The 15,782-nt window shown below is 29.9% G+C and carries 15 protein-coding genes; 4 read left to right on the top strand and 11 right to left on the bottom strand.

What is annotated here, in order from left to right:
• The first annotated feature begins 133 nt into the window (after positions 1-133).
• Positions 134-535, top strand: coding sequence for a type VI secretion system tube protein TssD (gene tssD, locus WHD08_RS01265; RefSeq protein WP_208889528.1), 402 nt, complete (start codon positions 134-136; stop codon positions 533-535).
• A gap of 90 nt (positions 536-625) precedes the next feature.
• On the opposite strand, the gene WHD08_RS01260 is transcribed toward tssD, so the two are convergent.
• The gene (locus WHD08_RS01260; RefSeq protein ID WP_208889529.1) at positions 626-1,030 is read right to left on the bottom strand and encodes a hypothetical protein; all 405 of its coding nucleotides are present in this window, start codon (positions 1,028-1,030) and stop codon (positions 626-628) included.
• Positions 1,031-1,181: 151 nt separating this feature from the next.
• Between WHD08_RS01260 and WHD08_RS01255 the strand changes: the two genes are divergently transcribed.
• Positions 1,182-2,174, top strand: coding sequence for a hypothetical protein (locus tag WHD08_RS01255; protein WP_165730906.1), 993 nt, complete (start codon positions 1,182-1,184; stop codon positions 2,172-2,174).
• 63 nt (positions 2,175-2,237) lie between these two features.
• Here WHD08_RS01255 and WHD08_RS01250 read toward each other — a convergent pair whose 3' ends face one another.
• From WHD08_RS01250 to WHD08_RS01205, 10 genes are all read right to left on the bottom strand, one after another.
• Positions 2,238-2,873, bottom strand: coding sequence for a response regulator transcription factor (locus tag WHD08_RS01250; RefSeq protein WP_166382406.1), 636 nt, complete (start codon positions 2,871-2,873; stop codon positions 2,238-2,240).
• A gap of 5 nt (positions 2,874-2,878) precedes the next feature.
• On the bottom strand, positions 2,879-4,840 hold the full coding sequence (locus WHD08_RS01245; RefSeq protein WP_244183273.1) for a tetratricopeptide repeat-containing sensor histidine kinase: 1,962 nt from the start codon (positions 4,838-4,840) through the stop codon (positions 2,879-2,881).
• A gap of 28 nt (positions 4,841-4,868) precedes the next feature.
• Entirely contained in the window at positions 4,869-7,118 is a 2,250-nt protein-coding gene (locus WHD08_RS01240) for a hypothetical protein (RefSeq protein ID WP_208889530.1), read from the bottom strand.
• A complete protein-coding gene (locus tag WHD08_RS01235) occupies positions 7,115-7,774 on the bottom strand; it encodes a DUF1266 domain-containing protein (protein ID WP_208889531.1) in 660 nt (219 codons plus the stop codon). Before WHD08_RS01235 ends, WHD08_RS01240 begins: the two co-directional genes overlap by 4 nt.
• A gap of 3 nt (positions 7,775-7,777) precedes the next feature.
• Positions 7,778-10,267 carry a hypothetical protein gene (locus WHD08_RS01230; protein ID WP_208889532.1) on the bottom strand — a complete coding sequence of 830 codons (2,490 nt, stop codon included), beginning with the start codon at positions 10,265-10,267 and terminating at the stop codon, positions 7,778-7,780.
• A gap of 55 nt (positions 10,268-10,322) precedes the next feature.
• Positions 10,323-10,625 carry an SMI1/KNR4 family protein gene (locus WHD08_RS01225; RefSeq protein ID WP_244183274.1) on the bottom strand — a complete coding sequence of 101 codons (303 nt, stop codon included), beginning with the start codon at positions 10,623-10,625 and terminating at the stop codon, positions 10,323-10,325.
• Positions 10,583-11,383 (bottom strand): cell wall assembly/cell proliferation coordinating protein, encoded by an 801-nt coding sequence (locus WHD08_RS01220; protein ID WP_244183275.1) that lies wholly within the window; start codon positions 11,381-11,383, stop codon positions 10,583-10,585. Before WHD08_RS01220 ends, WHD08_RS01225 begins: the two co-directional genes overlap by 43 nt.
• Positions 11,384-11,495: 112 nt before the next feature.
• Positions 11,496-12,632, bottom strand: coding sequence for an adenylosuccinate synthetase (locus tag WHD08_RS01215; RefSeq protein WP_208889533.1), 1,137 nt, complete (start codon positions 12,630-12,632; stop codon positions 11,496-11,498).
• Positions 12,633-13,496, bottom strand: a complete 864-nt coding sequence (locus tag WHD08_RS01210; RefSeq protein WP_208889534.1) for a hypothetical protein — start codon at positions 13,494-13,496, stop codon at positions 12,633-12,635.
• Between the two features lie 2 nt (positions 13,497-13,498).
• Entirely contained in the window at positions 13,499-13,849 is a 351-nt protein-coding gene (locus WHD08_RS01205) for a hypothetical protein (RefSeq protein WP_208889535.1), read from the bottom strand.
• A 172-nt stretch (positions 13,850-14,021) separates the two neighbouring features.
• Between WHD08_RS01205 and WHD08_RS01200 the strand changes: the two genes are divergently transcribed.
• Entirely contained in the window at positions 14,022-14,930 is a 909-nt protein-coding gene (locus WHD08_RS01200) for a DUF6892 domain-containing protein (RefSeq protein WP_208889536.1), read from the top strand.
• A 177-nt stretch (positions 14,931-15,107) separates the two neighbouring features.
• Positions 15,108-15,749: a hypothetical protein gene (locus WHD08_RS01195; protein ID WP_208889537.1), complete on the top strand. Its 642-nt coding sequence runs from the start codon at positions 15,108-15,110 to the stop codon at positions 15,747-15,749.
• Positions 15,750-15,782 lie beyond the last annotated feature (33 nt).

Here is a 15,782-nt window from a genome sequence, read left to right as displayed (position 1 = left end):
AAATTAGAAAAAGTAACATTTCATTCACACTTCTTATTATAGTTATAAATATCACTGAAAACAGTTAGAAATATTTAGCTATTTTACTTCAACTTTGTAATAAATAAGAAACAATAATAAAAACATAAATAATATGAAAGAATTAAATGTAATACAGCGTATAGAATTAAGAATTAAAAAAGACGATAATACAGAAAAGGTATTTAAGTTATCGCAATGCGATTATAATCTATCTTCTACTTATTATCCTAATGATGAAGAAGAAAGAGGATTAGATGTAAATCTATCTGGCGTGGTTACTAATGAAATAGATACTTTCTTTTTAGAATGGTTGTCTCGTAAACCAGGTGAATGGTCTGGTAGCTTAAAAATTTATCATCAGAAACAAGATAAACCTGTAATTAATTTTGTTTTTGATAATGCAATTATTCATAATTATAATCAATCTTTTTCAGAAAACAATGTTCAATCTCAAGATACTTATATTAATACTATTTTATCAGGTGTTGTTTTTAATGATGTAAAAATGAATTAAGATATATTTATCTAATTATCTAAAAAAGCCTTTAAGATAAACGTCTTAAAGGCTTTTTTTATTCAATTTATAAATCATATTTAAAACAATTTAAGATTGCTGTAAACTACTTTCTAAATATTCACAAATTTCTAAGTCTGTAAAATAACCACTTTGATGGCCTCCCCAACAAGCGGTTAAAGAAAACACACTTGTATCTAATTTTAATTCTTTTTTAGCTTCTGCTCCTTCATTAGGTATGCAATAGACTTCAATTGAGTTTATATTTCCTGCTACAACCTCTTTTGATTTTTTGTCTTTACAAACTGATTTTAAACCATCTGTAAGGCGTTGTAAACAAATACTTGGTACAAATTTAATGAAGTCTATTTCAAAAGTATTCCAGTTGATGTTAATCGGAATTTCTTTACCAACAATCTCATTAATCTCTTTTTGATAACCTTCTAAATACTGATCTTCTATTACTTTTGCAGCTTTTTCTTTTTCTAATTTCATAATGGGTGTTTTTAGTTTCAGTAATGTATCAAAGGTATTAGAAGAGATTCTTAAATTAGCACCACCATTAAGTGAAACTTAAAACTCACTGAATTCCGTGAGTACTGCATCAATAAATTCGTCTACATTTATTTAATAAAAATAACAACATATGAAAATTACAATTATGTCAATAATCTGCTTAATAATTTTAGTATTAATCGTAGCAGGTTGTTCTAATTATATTGGAATATCTAAAAAGAAAGCATCTTTAAATTTAGAAACCTATTTACAAAGAGAATATAATGGTAGACTTGTTTTTAGTGATTTAAAACGTTTTTTTAACGCAGCCACAATGGACCCTAATATGTTTGGTGTCTTAATATTTGATAAAGACATTCCGGAAATTGAATTTTACACACACATTAATGTAAAAGAGATTTTAGAAAATGATACTTTGCCTATGTATCCAATATCAGATTTAATGACTTTTGATGATTTATACCAAGATGCAGTAAAACAATACGAAACAAGACAAGCGGTGATAGCCGATTTTAAAAATGAAATTCCTGAAATAATTTTTTCTACAGAAACTATTGAATTAAATTTTAAGAGAAATCTAAAACCAAATGAATTAGAAGATGTAACTACACGTTTTGTGGTTAGCTTAAATGAAAATTTTAAAGAATTAAATACCAGCTTTCAATTTAGTTTAGTTATTAAAACACTTACATATCCCGAAGGATTTATAATAATCCCATTAGAAATAGAAGATGGTAAATGGCAGAGAAAACCGTATATATTATCAGAATCTAACAGTGATTTTAATGTTTTAAAAACAATGGTTCATAAAAACATTCAAGCGAAATTAGAAACTCCGTATCCTTATTATAAAATTACTGAGCATAGCAAAATTTATATGGATAAATCTTCTTTATCTAAAGGTGCTTGGTTACAATATCTAGAAGATAAGAGAATTACAAATGAAGGAAAAGGTAAATGGAAAAACCCACAAACAGGACTTTATGTGGTCTATTTTGATTTAGATTCTAAATTTATATATCGTGGAGAATTGTTAACAGAAGAAAATGATAAAATGTCTTATGTAAAAGAATTAAGACAAATTATAGAAACGATAGAAAAAGAAGGAATTAGAACTAAATAATAATTTCATTTCAAATTTTAGATAAAAAAAGAGGCTTTAATATATTTAAAACCTCTTTTTTTATTAATCAAATAAGCCAGATTCTATGGCATATTTTACGGCTCCGGTTGTTGTTTTAGAGCCTGTTTTTAAAAGAATATTTTTTCTGTGCGTTTCTACCGTATTTACAGAAATAAATAATTTTTCAGAAATTTCTTTAGAAGTTAATTCTTCTCCTAAAAGTGCTAACACTTCTTTTTCTCTAGGAGAAAGTTCTATATTTTTATATTTCTTACGCTTAAAAACGCTTTCCATATAACGCTCTTTTATCAACTTAGAAAAATATTGTTCATCTCCTAAAACAGTACGTACTGCTTTTTGTAATTCATCTTTGCTGGTAAATTTTGGCACAAAACCATCGGCACCTTTTTGTATTACTTTGTGTACCGTTCTATGATTATCTAACATGCTTAACATAATAATTTTTACCTTACTATGCTTTTTCTTTATTTCGGTTAGTAACTCAATTCCGTCCATTTTAGGCATGCTGATATCACTAATAATTAAGCCAACTTCAAACTGATTTAATAATCGAATTACTTGTTTACCTTCTGTTGCTAAATGTATTTCACCAATTTCTTCCATATCACTTAATATGGTATTTATGCCTTCTAAAAACATAAGGTGATCGTCTGCAATAATGATGTTTGTTTTTTTCACAATATTTATGTTGTTGGAATGTCTATTGTAATTGAAGTTCCATGACTAGAACCGCTATCTATATCTAAAGTACCTTTTATTTTTTGTAAACGTTCTTTAATATTACGTAGCCCAATTCCTTGTTTTTTATTCTTTATAAATCCTTTACCATTATCTGTAATTACAATATTTAAATGGTCTTCATGCTTGGTTAATTGTACATCTGCTTTTGTTGCTTCTGCATGTTTTAAGATGTTATTTATTAATTCTTGTACAATTCTATAGGCATCTGCTAAAAGTTCTGCAGGTAATTTATCGATGTCTTCTTCTGGGAAAAAATAGGTCTGAATATCTAGTTTCGATTTCTTTGTTATTTGATCAATAAAATCGGTTAAAAAACTAGTAAATCCTATTTTAGAAAAAGAAAGCGGATGTAATTGATGAGAAAGACTACGTACATCTACACAAGCATTATTTATAGCATTTGCAATTCTTTTAGATTGTAATTCGTCTTTATGATTTTCTGTATAATGTTCAAATGCTATTTTTATACCCGCCAAATCACTTCCAATTCCATCATGAATTTCTCGTGATAATCGAGAACGTTCCTCATCTTGCCCTTCTTGATAACGTTCTATTACAGATAATTTATGATCCTTCATCATATCTGTAATTTTTTGTTTCGCATTTTCTTCTTGTTGTAAATTCAATTCTTTTTGAATGCGCAAACGTTTAACGTAAGATAATCTAAGTATAATTAAAATAATTAAGACCAATATAAAACCAACTATAAAAGCATTTCTAACAATACGTTGTCTTTTAACCGTAAGTTCTACTTTTTGCAACTCAACTTCGCTTAATTTTTGTTCCTTTTCTAAAAGTAAAATTCTAGCTTCTTTTAATTGTGTTTCATATCCTTCTTGAATTTTAGCTACATATTTCTCTTTATCTAATGTCTTCTGATCTGCAACAGTAGCAACTCCTTTTTGATAAAATTCTAAAGCTTTTTCAAAGTTTTTTTCTTCTTGATAAAGTTGTGCTAAATTCTTGTAAATATCAGATTTATAAACAGATAAAGATTGTTCATCTCCAATAGCCAATGCTTCTTTAAAGTAATTAATCGCTTCTTTTTTATGTCCTAATTTAGCTTCACATAAGCCCAAATCGTTTAAAACAATAGCAATATCAGAATGAAATTTTAACTCTTTTAAAAGCCCTAATGTTTTCTTTAAAGCAACTACAGCTTCTCCACAACGCTCCTCCTCTACCAACATTTGAGAAAGATTAATATTTACATAAGCAATAACTGCTTTATTTCCTTCTCGTTCTCTGTAATCTAAAATTGTTTTATAATGCGTACGTGCTTGGTCAAACTTCCCTTCTTCTTTTAAAATATTAGCAAAATTAAATAAGGTGGTTAAAACGCCATCATCATCCCCTAATTCTCTGTAAAGATTAGCGGCACGATCTAAATTTTCTGCAGATTTTTTATATTCTTTTTGAAGCAAATAAAGTGTCGCAATATTTTGATATGCATTTGCTTCTTGTATTTTATCATTTGTTTTTTCTGAATAACTTAAACACTGCATAAAGTAATCAATAGCCTTCGGATATTCTCCTAAATGCTTATAAGCAGATGCCATAATATTATAGCAAGCTGCCAAACCTTTTTCTATCTTAAATTTATGAAGTAAAGAGATTGCTTCACTTGAGTACTTAATGGTGTTTTTGTAATCTCCTGTAATGTTACTTAAGTTTCCTAAAGCATAAAGCGCACTAACTTCTTGAATATCAATTTTTAATTTTCTACTTTCTTTAAGCCATTCTGTAGCCGCTTTTTTTGCTAATTGTGGATTCGTATTTATATTTTTTTGATATTCTAAAGAAAGTGAATCTATACGAGCTGTATTATCGATTCCCTGCGACACAGTCACATTATAAATTCCTAAAAAAAGGACTAAAATTATATATCTTGTAAATTGTTTCATTTCTAAAAAAAAAGTAAACTTAATACCTTTAAACGAAATAATTGTTTCTTATTCTAGATTTCATTTCTTTTAACATTTCTAATTCATTATTTTCAAATTCAATATCTAATTTAGAGATGCTTTCTAGTAAATTATGTTGTAAAAATACATCTTCTTTATAATTTGTTGTTGCAACCTCTAAATGTTCTAATAAAGCATCTTCAGACGGATTATCTTTACTTAAATACATGGCGTTGTACTTTGTAAAACCTTCTACATCATTCAATCCTTTTGTAAATTTTTTAAACACTCTTAACATCACATTATATTCATCTTTAGGTAAATTAAAAAATGATTCTTCCGGATAACTTTGTCCTAAATGTTGATACGCAACAAAAGCTTCCTTATACCTATTTTCTTCTTCTAATAAATTGGCATATTGAAAATCTAGTTTCCAATCTCTAGCTTCCGGAGCTTCTTTTTTAATAGTTTCGTAAAGTGTAATAGCTGCCGGATTATCAAAACCTGCTAACAAACACTCAAATGCTAATTTTAAATAAGCGCCTTTATTCGTTGATAAATCTGCTGCCTTTTTTAAAGATGCTGATCCTGCAGCATTATTTCTTAACATCCAATGTATAAATCCGTTATTTCTGTAATCTGAAAATGTAGTTGGGTTGGCTATTAAATCATCTGTAGATACCTCTCCTAAACCTTCTGGTTTTTCTAAAAAAGTTTCATAGCAAATCCATTGAAAAACAGGTTCTAAATAGGGTGCTAATTTTTCTTGTTCAAAATTATAGATTGCATATTTATGGCATTCTGCATAATCTCCTTTTTCTAGAAGCGCTTCCACACACATATTCATGGTGCTACAATAATTGCCGTCGCCAATTTTATAAAAGCTAATTTCTTCTTTCATATCCTCAAAAAAAGCTTTGTAATTCTGGTTTCTTGCATGAATAATCATACGTAAATTATACAACCAAGGTGCATAAGAATGTGATGGTAACGGAAAATCTGAAAGTGATTCATTTATCACTTCATGAGCTTCATCAAATCTACCTAATTTAATGAGCGCTCGTGACTGAAAAAATAGCGTTTTAAGCGTTGGTGTTTTTCTTCGATGAAATTGTACTACAACATCTAAAATACCTTGCCAACTTTCTATTCTACTATTCACTTCTAGTAAATAAAACAAATATTCACTCATTCTAAGTCCGTTTTTAAAGGCCTCGTGATAAGCTGCTCCAGTAGCATTGTAATCTTTTACAAAGAAAAAAGACTTCGCTTTTAATACTAGTAATAATGGGTTTTTAGGGTTTAAAGCCAAACCTCGCTCTACACTAATGTCAATTACTTGTTTGTTTTTTGTATGGTAATATGCTGAATTTCCTATAAATAAATATTGATGCTGCGCCAATTGCCAACCAGAGTTTGCTAAGGCTTTCATATAATTTTGATACTCTTGAAAATTGGTGTAGTTTTCTTCTGGAAATTCTGGTTTAGAGGGTTCCTTTAAAATTTGAGAAACCATATCGTACATCATAAAAGATTGTGCATAATCTGCTAATAAAAAACGTGTGGTATCTGTCAATTCTAAATGTCGCCATTCTGAAATCCATTGTTTTTTATTATCGATAGACTTATTGCTCCATAAAGTCAATTGAATACGCGCTAAATTTTGATCTACTTGGTCTAAGTTATCATCAAATTGTAAGGGTGTTAAAATTTCTTTACGATGCGTATCTGATGCTAAATTTAATAATTCATAAGCATCTTCTGCTTCATTAGAAATACGTAATTGTTCTATACGAGCAGTTTTCACCTCCCAAAGTAAAAATCGAGCTTCTGTTAACGCAGGATAACATTCTAAAATATATTTTAGCGTACTAATTGCTTCTTCAAATCGACTTTCTTCTTGTAACTTTAGAGCATAATGTATGTGTAAGGTTTCGTTATACGGATATGTCATTAACGCCTTTTCATACACCCATTCTTCACAGTGTTTATAGTAACTACAAACACATTCATAATCTGAAGGTAATATTTCATTTATATTGATTAAAGCTTGTAAATAAGACTCTAAAACGGGCATATTTAATTCTTCAAAAACACCAATATAAAGCATATACATGCGATAATATCTGGCAGTATCTGCAGGATAACTCTCTCCTAATATTTCAATATTTTCTTGAATATTGGCCATAATAGGTTGCATAGGAACATATAGATTCGCTTTATAAAGTTCTTCTGCACGCGCTATTTGTGTGATAACTTCTTGTCTTGTTAAACTCATTTTCCCCATGTTTTAAACCAATCGGCATGTTCTATATATAAGCGTTGGTAGCATTCCCACAGTGTTTCCATTCCAGGAAATTTACTAACATCTTGTTCTGTTGCTCCTAAAACATATTCATCTCCTAAACATACATTTCTATGAAATTCTCCCCAACTAGAAAAAGTTGATTTTATAGTCTCGTTCGCTTCTTCTAAACGTAAAACCATTTCTCTTGTATCAATAAAACCTAATACGTGCCCTAAGCGCATTTGAAAAATATAATATGCCATTTCATACCCAATTAATTTTTGCTTTTTTAGGCTAAAACGGTATTTCCAAACCATTTTATAAATGCCTTTCGTTTTTGGATTTTCTTCGGCATTGTATTTTGCATCAAAATCTCTTGTGGTACTCATTCGGAATTCTATTGCTAGTTTTTCGAACGCATTAGAAACCATTTCTCCGTTTTCATAACGTTGCAAACTATTACGCAAATGCAAACCAGATTTTATGCCATATAAACTTAAAAGTCGTTTTGCTTGCTTCACATGCATTTGGTTTTCTAAATCGAAACCAGACCAACTTGTTAAGTCGGCACTTTTATAATTTTTCTTCAAAATCAAGGCCGATAAATTTAATTGGTCTTGTATTTTTGGTGTTATTTCTTGTGTCATTATCTAAGCTTTTAAATGGTCAACGACTTCTAATAAAGCCTTTGTTAAATCTTCTGAATAGGCTCCAGATTTTGCCATCGATTTTAATCCCATTCCGTATGATGGTGCCATTTTAGTTCCTTTTACCAAATGCACAAATAAACTTCTACAAAGTATTCCGTATGTTTCTTGTTCCGTTTTTGGCGCTAAATTTGTATCGAGTAAAGTCATATAAAGAGCCTGAATAAACTTAGCTTCAATTCCTGTTTTATCATTAGTTAACCAAACTTTAAATTCTTCTATTTTTTCATCTAAAGGCTCTAAAAGTTTAGTGTCGAAACTTCCGTTTTCCTTATAATTTTCTAGATTATAAAGTACAGCATCTACATATTTTTGGTTAATTTCTTTAACTTCCATTTCAACATTAATAGTTTGCAACTCTGCTGCAATACTTTCAATTTCTGTTTGAGGTTCTCCTTTAAAATGAAAATGATAAAAACCATCAATAGCCGCTAATAATTCTTCTTGATACGTAAAACACGCTATAACACTTCTGCTGTAATCAGTAAGATATTTTACAGTGTTTGTATTTAATTTTTCTTTATTTAATGTCTTTAGAAAATCGGTTAAATACGTATCAATTTGCATCGAAATATAACCTAACATGCCGTTGTCTTTTTCTTTGAGCTTACATTTTCTATGAAAAGTGATAATTCTATTTATAGCTCTATCTAAAAAGTAACTCACATCGTCTTCTCTAGAATTAAAATAGTTTGCTGTACGAACACCTAGCGTGTCTAAAACATCTGAAATCCAAACAGCTTCTTGTCTAGAACTATAATAAAAATCGCCTAAATAGTTAAACCAAGCTTGAATAATATTTAAGTTTAAAGGACGCGCTTCATTAACGTAATGTCCTTTTGCAAAATTGTTACAAAGATCGGTAACGCAAGCATCAATGTCTTTTAGTGCCCAAATTTCGTTTACACGCGTAAAATTACCTGGCTCTACACATAAATTAGCTAATGTTTCTACAATAAAAGGTAAGTTTTCTTTTCTGATATCATCGCTAACATCTCTTGTTGAATAAGCAATCTCTATCAAGTATAATTGTAAAACTTCTTGTTGTTCTGCGTAGTATAAAGTTAATAATTCTTCGCGAGCATCATAAAAAGTGAGAATTAAAAACTGATTTAATGGAATTTTAATGCCTTCTTTTATAAAGTCTTGAAGAAAACCTTTTAAGTTGTCTTTATTCTGATAAACGTTTTGAATTAAAAATGAACCTGTCATTTGAAAATCTTTGTGATCATAACGCATTACAGGAAATTGTCCTTTTCTGTCTTTAATCAATAAATCTGAAAATATGGTATTGAAGGTTTCTGTCTGATTTTTAACACCGGTTTTAGGATGACATCTATCAAACCAAAACGGAATGAATTGTAACGGAAGTGCTTCTACCCTATTTTCTGTAAGAATTAACTTACCGTAATCTTTAAAAGCTTCCGTATAAAAATTGCTTCCGCCATCGGCGTTTAACCAATCTACAAAACGTAAATAGCAAACATCTAATTGCTCTTGCGGAATATTTTTATCACGATTATTAAATAATAAAACATCGCCTGAATCCCATAACATTCTAGGTCCTAATGCGGCAATTAACGGATGAAAACCTTCGGTAGTTTTTAGGTTTAACAATTCTAAACTATTTACTTCTAAGTAAATAATGCGCTCTTTTATCGCTTTATGTGCTTCGTAAATAAGTTGTAAATCATTGTAATAAAAAGCAGCTAATTCTGTACTAAACCAAGGCAACATTAAATCGTATGCACCTTTAACATACACGCGTCCTACAGGTAATATTTTATGAAATTCTGAAATGAATTTATACCAGTTATTATCAAAAAAATGTTCTACAAAAGCATTGTCTATCTTAAACGGAAAAGTAGCTATGGTTTTATCTGCATTAACAACCGAATACGTTTCGTTTAAAATTTGATATCGAATGCAATACTGAATTAAAAAGTCTGAACTCAGCACATCTCTAATATCAAAAATTCTGTGAACTAAAAAGCGAGCCACACAAAGAGAAGCCTTAGATTCACTTTCTACCAACATTTTTAAAACCTTAAAAAATTGCGTTTTCAAATCTTCAGAAACAGCATCGGTTTGTAAATAACTAAGATTGAAATATAAAAATTCTAGGAGCTTATTAGTGCTTTTTTCATCCGGATAAAATCCTTTTTCTAACAATGGAATCCAAGATGCAATAAGCGCTAAACCTTCTTTTTCATTTGCAAAAATAGCAGGATGAAAATAAATAAGTTGTGCTACTTTTTCTGTAAAATCAGCTTTTACACCTTCTGTATTATAATTGTTTATTGTATTTTGATAAACATCAGTATCAGTAATGTTCATTAATTCTAAAACTTGAAGTATTGCTTTAACTTCAGAAGCATCTAAAGATGACATCTCTAATTTCGGAACTATTTTCTCTTTAAAAATCGCAGACATTTGCTGGGTGTTATTCAAATTATATTGTAATCAATTTTATTCTTTTGGGAAGATTTTATTCGACGAAAAACCATTCATTTTCTTCAATTTCTCCTTCGTTACCCATTAAACTTTTTAGAAAAGTATTTAGGTCTTCAGCTTCAATATATCCGGTTTCTACGTCAGCACCAAAACGAATAATTTGTCCGGCTTTTCCTTTTGTATTCGGAGCAAAATCAAAGGCTAAAAAATTACCGTTTTCTAAATCAAAAAACGGAATCCAATAAGGTGTCGTATACATTAATAACGCTTTTCCTTGGTTTGTAGAGTAGGTATCTAACAAGTCTTCTTGCGTCCAATCATCATAACATTTTTCCAACCTTTCCATTCCTTATAAATATCTTCTGCACCCATTATGGCACATCTATCAATCCCATTATGCAACGTTAAGTATTCCTTTATTATTGCAGGAAAAGGAAAACCAGCTTCTTTTTCAAATTGAGCATAAATGGCATCATTGTTCTTTGGTGGGTGTATTGTTAAACCTTTTTCTGCAATTAAAGCATTAAAAGATTGTTTTACTTCTTCTAAATTAATTTTAGCTTCTAACTGAATAAAAGGTGTTAAAAAATCTACTTTTTCTTTTGCTAATTTTTCTGCTATAAATTGATCAGGAATAAATTGATCAATAAAAGCGCCTGTATTTTCTTGAAAAGTGATATTCTTTATATTAGAAACAGGTTGAGAGCTATACAAACTCGTACTAAAATTGTAAATAGATGGAACAAATTTTTTAGTTACGTCATCACTTTTAAAACGCTGAATATTTATAAACCATTCTTCAAATATTGGCGTATTTTCTATTTCAAAAGTAGCAACAGTTCTGTCTTCTAAAAATCCAATACCGTAGAATTTTTTACTAGATTTATAATCTGGTGTAACAAGTGAGAGTTTGAATATTTTTTTACCAGAGCGAGTTTCAATAGCATCTATAATTGCATCTCTAAACGTAAAAGAATTCTTGTAATATTTTGGATCTTCAAGAATAGAAAGTGTGTTTATTTGTATAGGTTCAAAGTTAAAATCGTTCCATTTCAACAATTTAAAGTCTTTAGAATATTGGATACTATTGTTCATTTTCTCTTATTTTTTTGATACCGCTAAGATACTTTAGAGCTATGAAATTTTTATCACTGAAACTAATGATTTTAAAAACTACGGAATACTTTTAGACATCAATACAAAGAAATTATTTTGATAAAAATTGGCTAATACATGCTCGTTTTGGACCGTAACTTCCATGAACAGTATTAAATTTTATATCTAATTTTTGAAGTAAATTCTCGTAATAAAAACTAGGCAATTGATCGAGACAAGTAATCATTAAATTTTTCTCAATTTTTAAATCTTGATGATGAATTGCATCAGAATTGAAAGCATAATTTAATAATTCAGTATCTAAAACTTGCGTTCTAAATTCACCCTGAAATTCGTTTGTAACATTTGCTTCATTTTCATTATTCTGCAGTGTTACAGACGCTGTTTTAGACATTGGTCCGTTTCCGTGTCTTGTTTGATAACAACGTGTAACGTAAAAAATAGCTATTTCTGCATCTTCTTCTAAATGCATTTTTATAAGCTGAATTGCATTTTTAGAAGTGGTGTAACTCCACGTTGTATGCGGATGAAAACCGTGTTGTGTATCTAATAATATTCCTTGGCTGCCTTCAAAAATAAAATGTTCGAATGTTTTTTTTAATTCTGAAAGAGATTTTAAATTATAAAATTTCTGAATAGAAAAACAACTTTCTATAAAATACGCTTCGTTATAATCTTTTAGCTCGTTTTTATAATATTCCTGAACGCTTTTTGACTGACTTTCTAACTTCGTTTCATAGTAATTTTTGATACTAATTAAACGTTCTTTTAAAACCCAATTAAACTGCAAATCGTTTGCATACAAATAAATTTCTTCTTTATTTCTAGCAATGGTTGTACCGAAACCCAAACCACAAGAACCGTGATTTTGTTGTTTTTCTATGGCTCTATTAAAAGCAATATCATAAAAAGTGGTAATCATCGCAAGCGGATGAAAATACAATTTTGGTTGATATTTTTTCAAGAAATTACCTTCGTCTAAAATAGCTGGTGGAAAAAGTGTAGTATGCTCTGAATAATACGTAGGAACACCCAATAATGTTCCTGAACCAAAATTACTAAACGTATGCGTAAGTGCATCTGTACTTACAGTATGCCCAATTTGATGTCCACCAGAAAACCGAACCACTAAACTTTCTTTAGGGTTTTGTGATGCTAAAAAATCGGTCGTTAAACCTTTTCCAGCATCACCAAAACCTAAATCTATAACAATACTACATTTTGTCATTTATAACATATTTTCTACTTCTATATCATCAGAAGAAGTATTGGTATTTGTGGTTGCACTAAATGGTTTATGATTTTGAATCACCACATCTGCAATACGTTTTGCCACGGTTTTAAAATCAGCAATTTCTATAAAATTATCTCCTAAAAGCGCTTTCCAATTTCCTTTTCGGTGTTCTCTTTTAGACCATTCATTATGCTCTAAATGCATATGAAATACATTATACTTTTCTTGAGCCTCCTTAATAATGTTTTCCGTAGTAATTGTTTCTGCTTCTTCTGCGCAGGTATATCTTTTAATAATTTCTGCCGGAATATTAGGAAAAACAGGTTCATCACCAATGGTGAATAAAAAACCTTTTTGCTTTCTTTTTTCCCAACAATCAATCGAAGTATGACGTGCTGCAAACAAATGCGCCAAATTATACCCTTCTTGATTGTTTCCGCCACCGCCACCTTCTAAATACACACGCGTTAACCAACGGTCTAACAATTCTGCAGAAGACTCAAACTGACCAACTTGCAAAGGAGCAGCATCATAAATAAAATCTCCAATCCCTAAAAATAATACTTGCGGATCTTCAATTCCTGCTTCCATTAAAGAGCCTATAAGGTCTGGCAATGCTTCTTTTACAATATGTTCTGGCACAAAGCCCATACTTCCGGTAACATCTAATGCCACAATAATAGAAACCGTTTCTGGATGCTCCTCAGAATCTCTAGATTCTCTAACAAGTGCTTTTGTAGGGTCCATTTCTGCATCTATATTTCTAGACGTAAATATTTCTTCTCTAGACTTATTGCTATAGTCTTTTGTTTTTCTTAATTTTTTATAAGCGTCGTTACTAAATCTTCCTCCTCCCATAATTATAATTCGTTTATGATTCCGCCAAATAAATGCGTGTAACGCTTTTTGGCTAATTCTAATTTAATTTCTAAATTTCTAATCTTTACAGACATTTCTAAATCTTTGGCTACATAATCCTTCGCATCAAAATCGGATGCTAAAACCAAACTGTTTGCGTCTGTCGGACTCATATCTAACATGTTTTCTTGTTCGCGTTTTAAGCGTTTTAATGACAAGGCTAAATCTTCCGTTTCACGTTTGTACATTAATTGCGCATCTTCTGCAATGGCATTTGCACGATCGTCTCTTATTTTTTCATTGTTGCGCTTTAATGAATCTAAAAAAGCTGCACTTTTAATTTTGTCTTCCATCAAATATATTTTCACCAAAATTATAGGTAACTCTTCATTTTTTTATCCCTGAAAAGGGTGATTTATTTTTTTTATTGAAAATATCTGTTTTTAATAGATATATAAAATCACTGAAATCAGGCAGTAAATTTTTTAATCGAGTAATTACCTTTGATGATTAAAAAAACTACTGATGACAACGATACATTTAACTTCAACTGATTTAAAAATTAACTCAGTTTCTATAGAGTTTCCTATTTCTATAAACACTTTAAAAAAATGTTTAGATGATAATTACCGAACAATTAAAGCCAAAAGCAACACCATTTTTACTTGGGATGAATTAGGGCTTTTAGGTTATTCTAAAAATGGAGAGTTAATAGAATCTCTAACTTTAAGTTTACAACCTGATACTTACGATTTTTGTCCTAAGAAAGAATTCTCTGGAACATGCTACTTTAATGATCAAGAGATTACCAATTATTATAAAACACATAAAAAAGAACGTGTAGCACTTTTTAAAGGTGATGATTCTGGTGCTTTGCCACTAAATCATATTTGTGCTTGGTTTAATGTTGATGAAGAAGAAACTATAAAAACAATTGAAATAAGTACATACAAACCTTATGTGCGTTGGCAAGGTATTCCGGATGATAAATATATTATTAAACCACTTGATGAGGAAGAAATCACTTTTGTAGACTTTGGCTTTAAACTGTCTATTATAGAAGAATTAATGTATATGAAAGGCTTACTAGAACCTAAATTCGACATTTATGAATTTGCAGATTGGTATAGAGATCGTAAAATAGATATTGATGAAGAAGGTTACGAACCTATAGCAGAAGTGGTACAATATTTTAAAGATTTACCAATTCCGAAACGTTTGGCTACAGAAATTACAGACATTTATCAAGATGGAGGAAATGATATTTACATGAACCTCTCCCCTTTTTCTGGTGGTGGTGAAGATGATTGGGATATGGAAACGGCTGTTGATGCAAAACAATTCCCTAACCTTAAAAAAGCAACTTTATGTTACGCTAAAGATTGTGTTTATGACGAATTTGAAAAAATGGGTATTGAAGCAGAGTCTTTATAATTGGATTGCCAAGAATTTTAAAAAAGTACACTTAATTGATGTACTTTTTTTTTTGCCTTTTAGTACGCTAAAAACACTAAACTAAAATCTACTATTTTTAAATATCATTAATTTCAGTGATAAACAAAAAGCACATTCCCTCTAATTTTGTCTAACAATATAAAAACAAAAAAAGTTATGGGATTAACGATTTCAAGTGGAATATTAGCAGATTTTTTAAAAAATGAACCAGAAGGTTATGAGGCTTATAAAGTCATTTTTGAGAACATAAATACCATATTAGTTAAAAATGGTGTAGCTCCTTACACAGAACCAGATAATCTAGAAGGAAATACTTTATCTACTGGCGGATTTTCTTATGGTTTTTTACATCATTTAAGACGTTTTGCTGCTCATGTTTGGGAAAATGAATTTGATGAAAATTGGGTACCAACACCTTTTTCTCCGGAAGAAGAACCACAAGGTGATGCAGTTTTAGAAGATCAATATTCTTATTTATCTAGCCACCTTTTAACACATTCAGGTTCAGAAGGTTTTTATATTCCTGTAGAATTGCCAGAAGTTCTTTACGATACAGATGAGGCTCCTGTTCCTGGTGCAATGATTGGTTCTTCTTACGATCTTTTAAGAGAATTAAAAAGTCTTACAAAGCATTTAGGTATCACTTTAAATGAAAATGATATTATATCTAATTTACCAGAATTGAATGAAAAAATTAAAAACGAAGGTGATTTTTGGATTGAAACATTGGTTTGTGCTACTCTTTTAGATGCAGCTAAATTTAGTATCAATAACAAAACAGCAATTGTTTTTAATTAAATAGTAACCTCTTTTAACTTTAGGTTCTCTCCA

This window comes from Polaribacter sejongensis (assembly GCF_038024065.1).
GTDB lineage: Bacteria > Bacteroidota > Bacteroidia > Flavobacteriales > Flavobacteriaceae > Polaribacter > Polaribacter sejongensis.
This window is presented reverse-complemented; position numbering and strand designations above follow the sequence as displayed.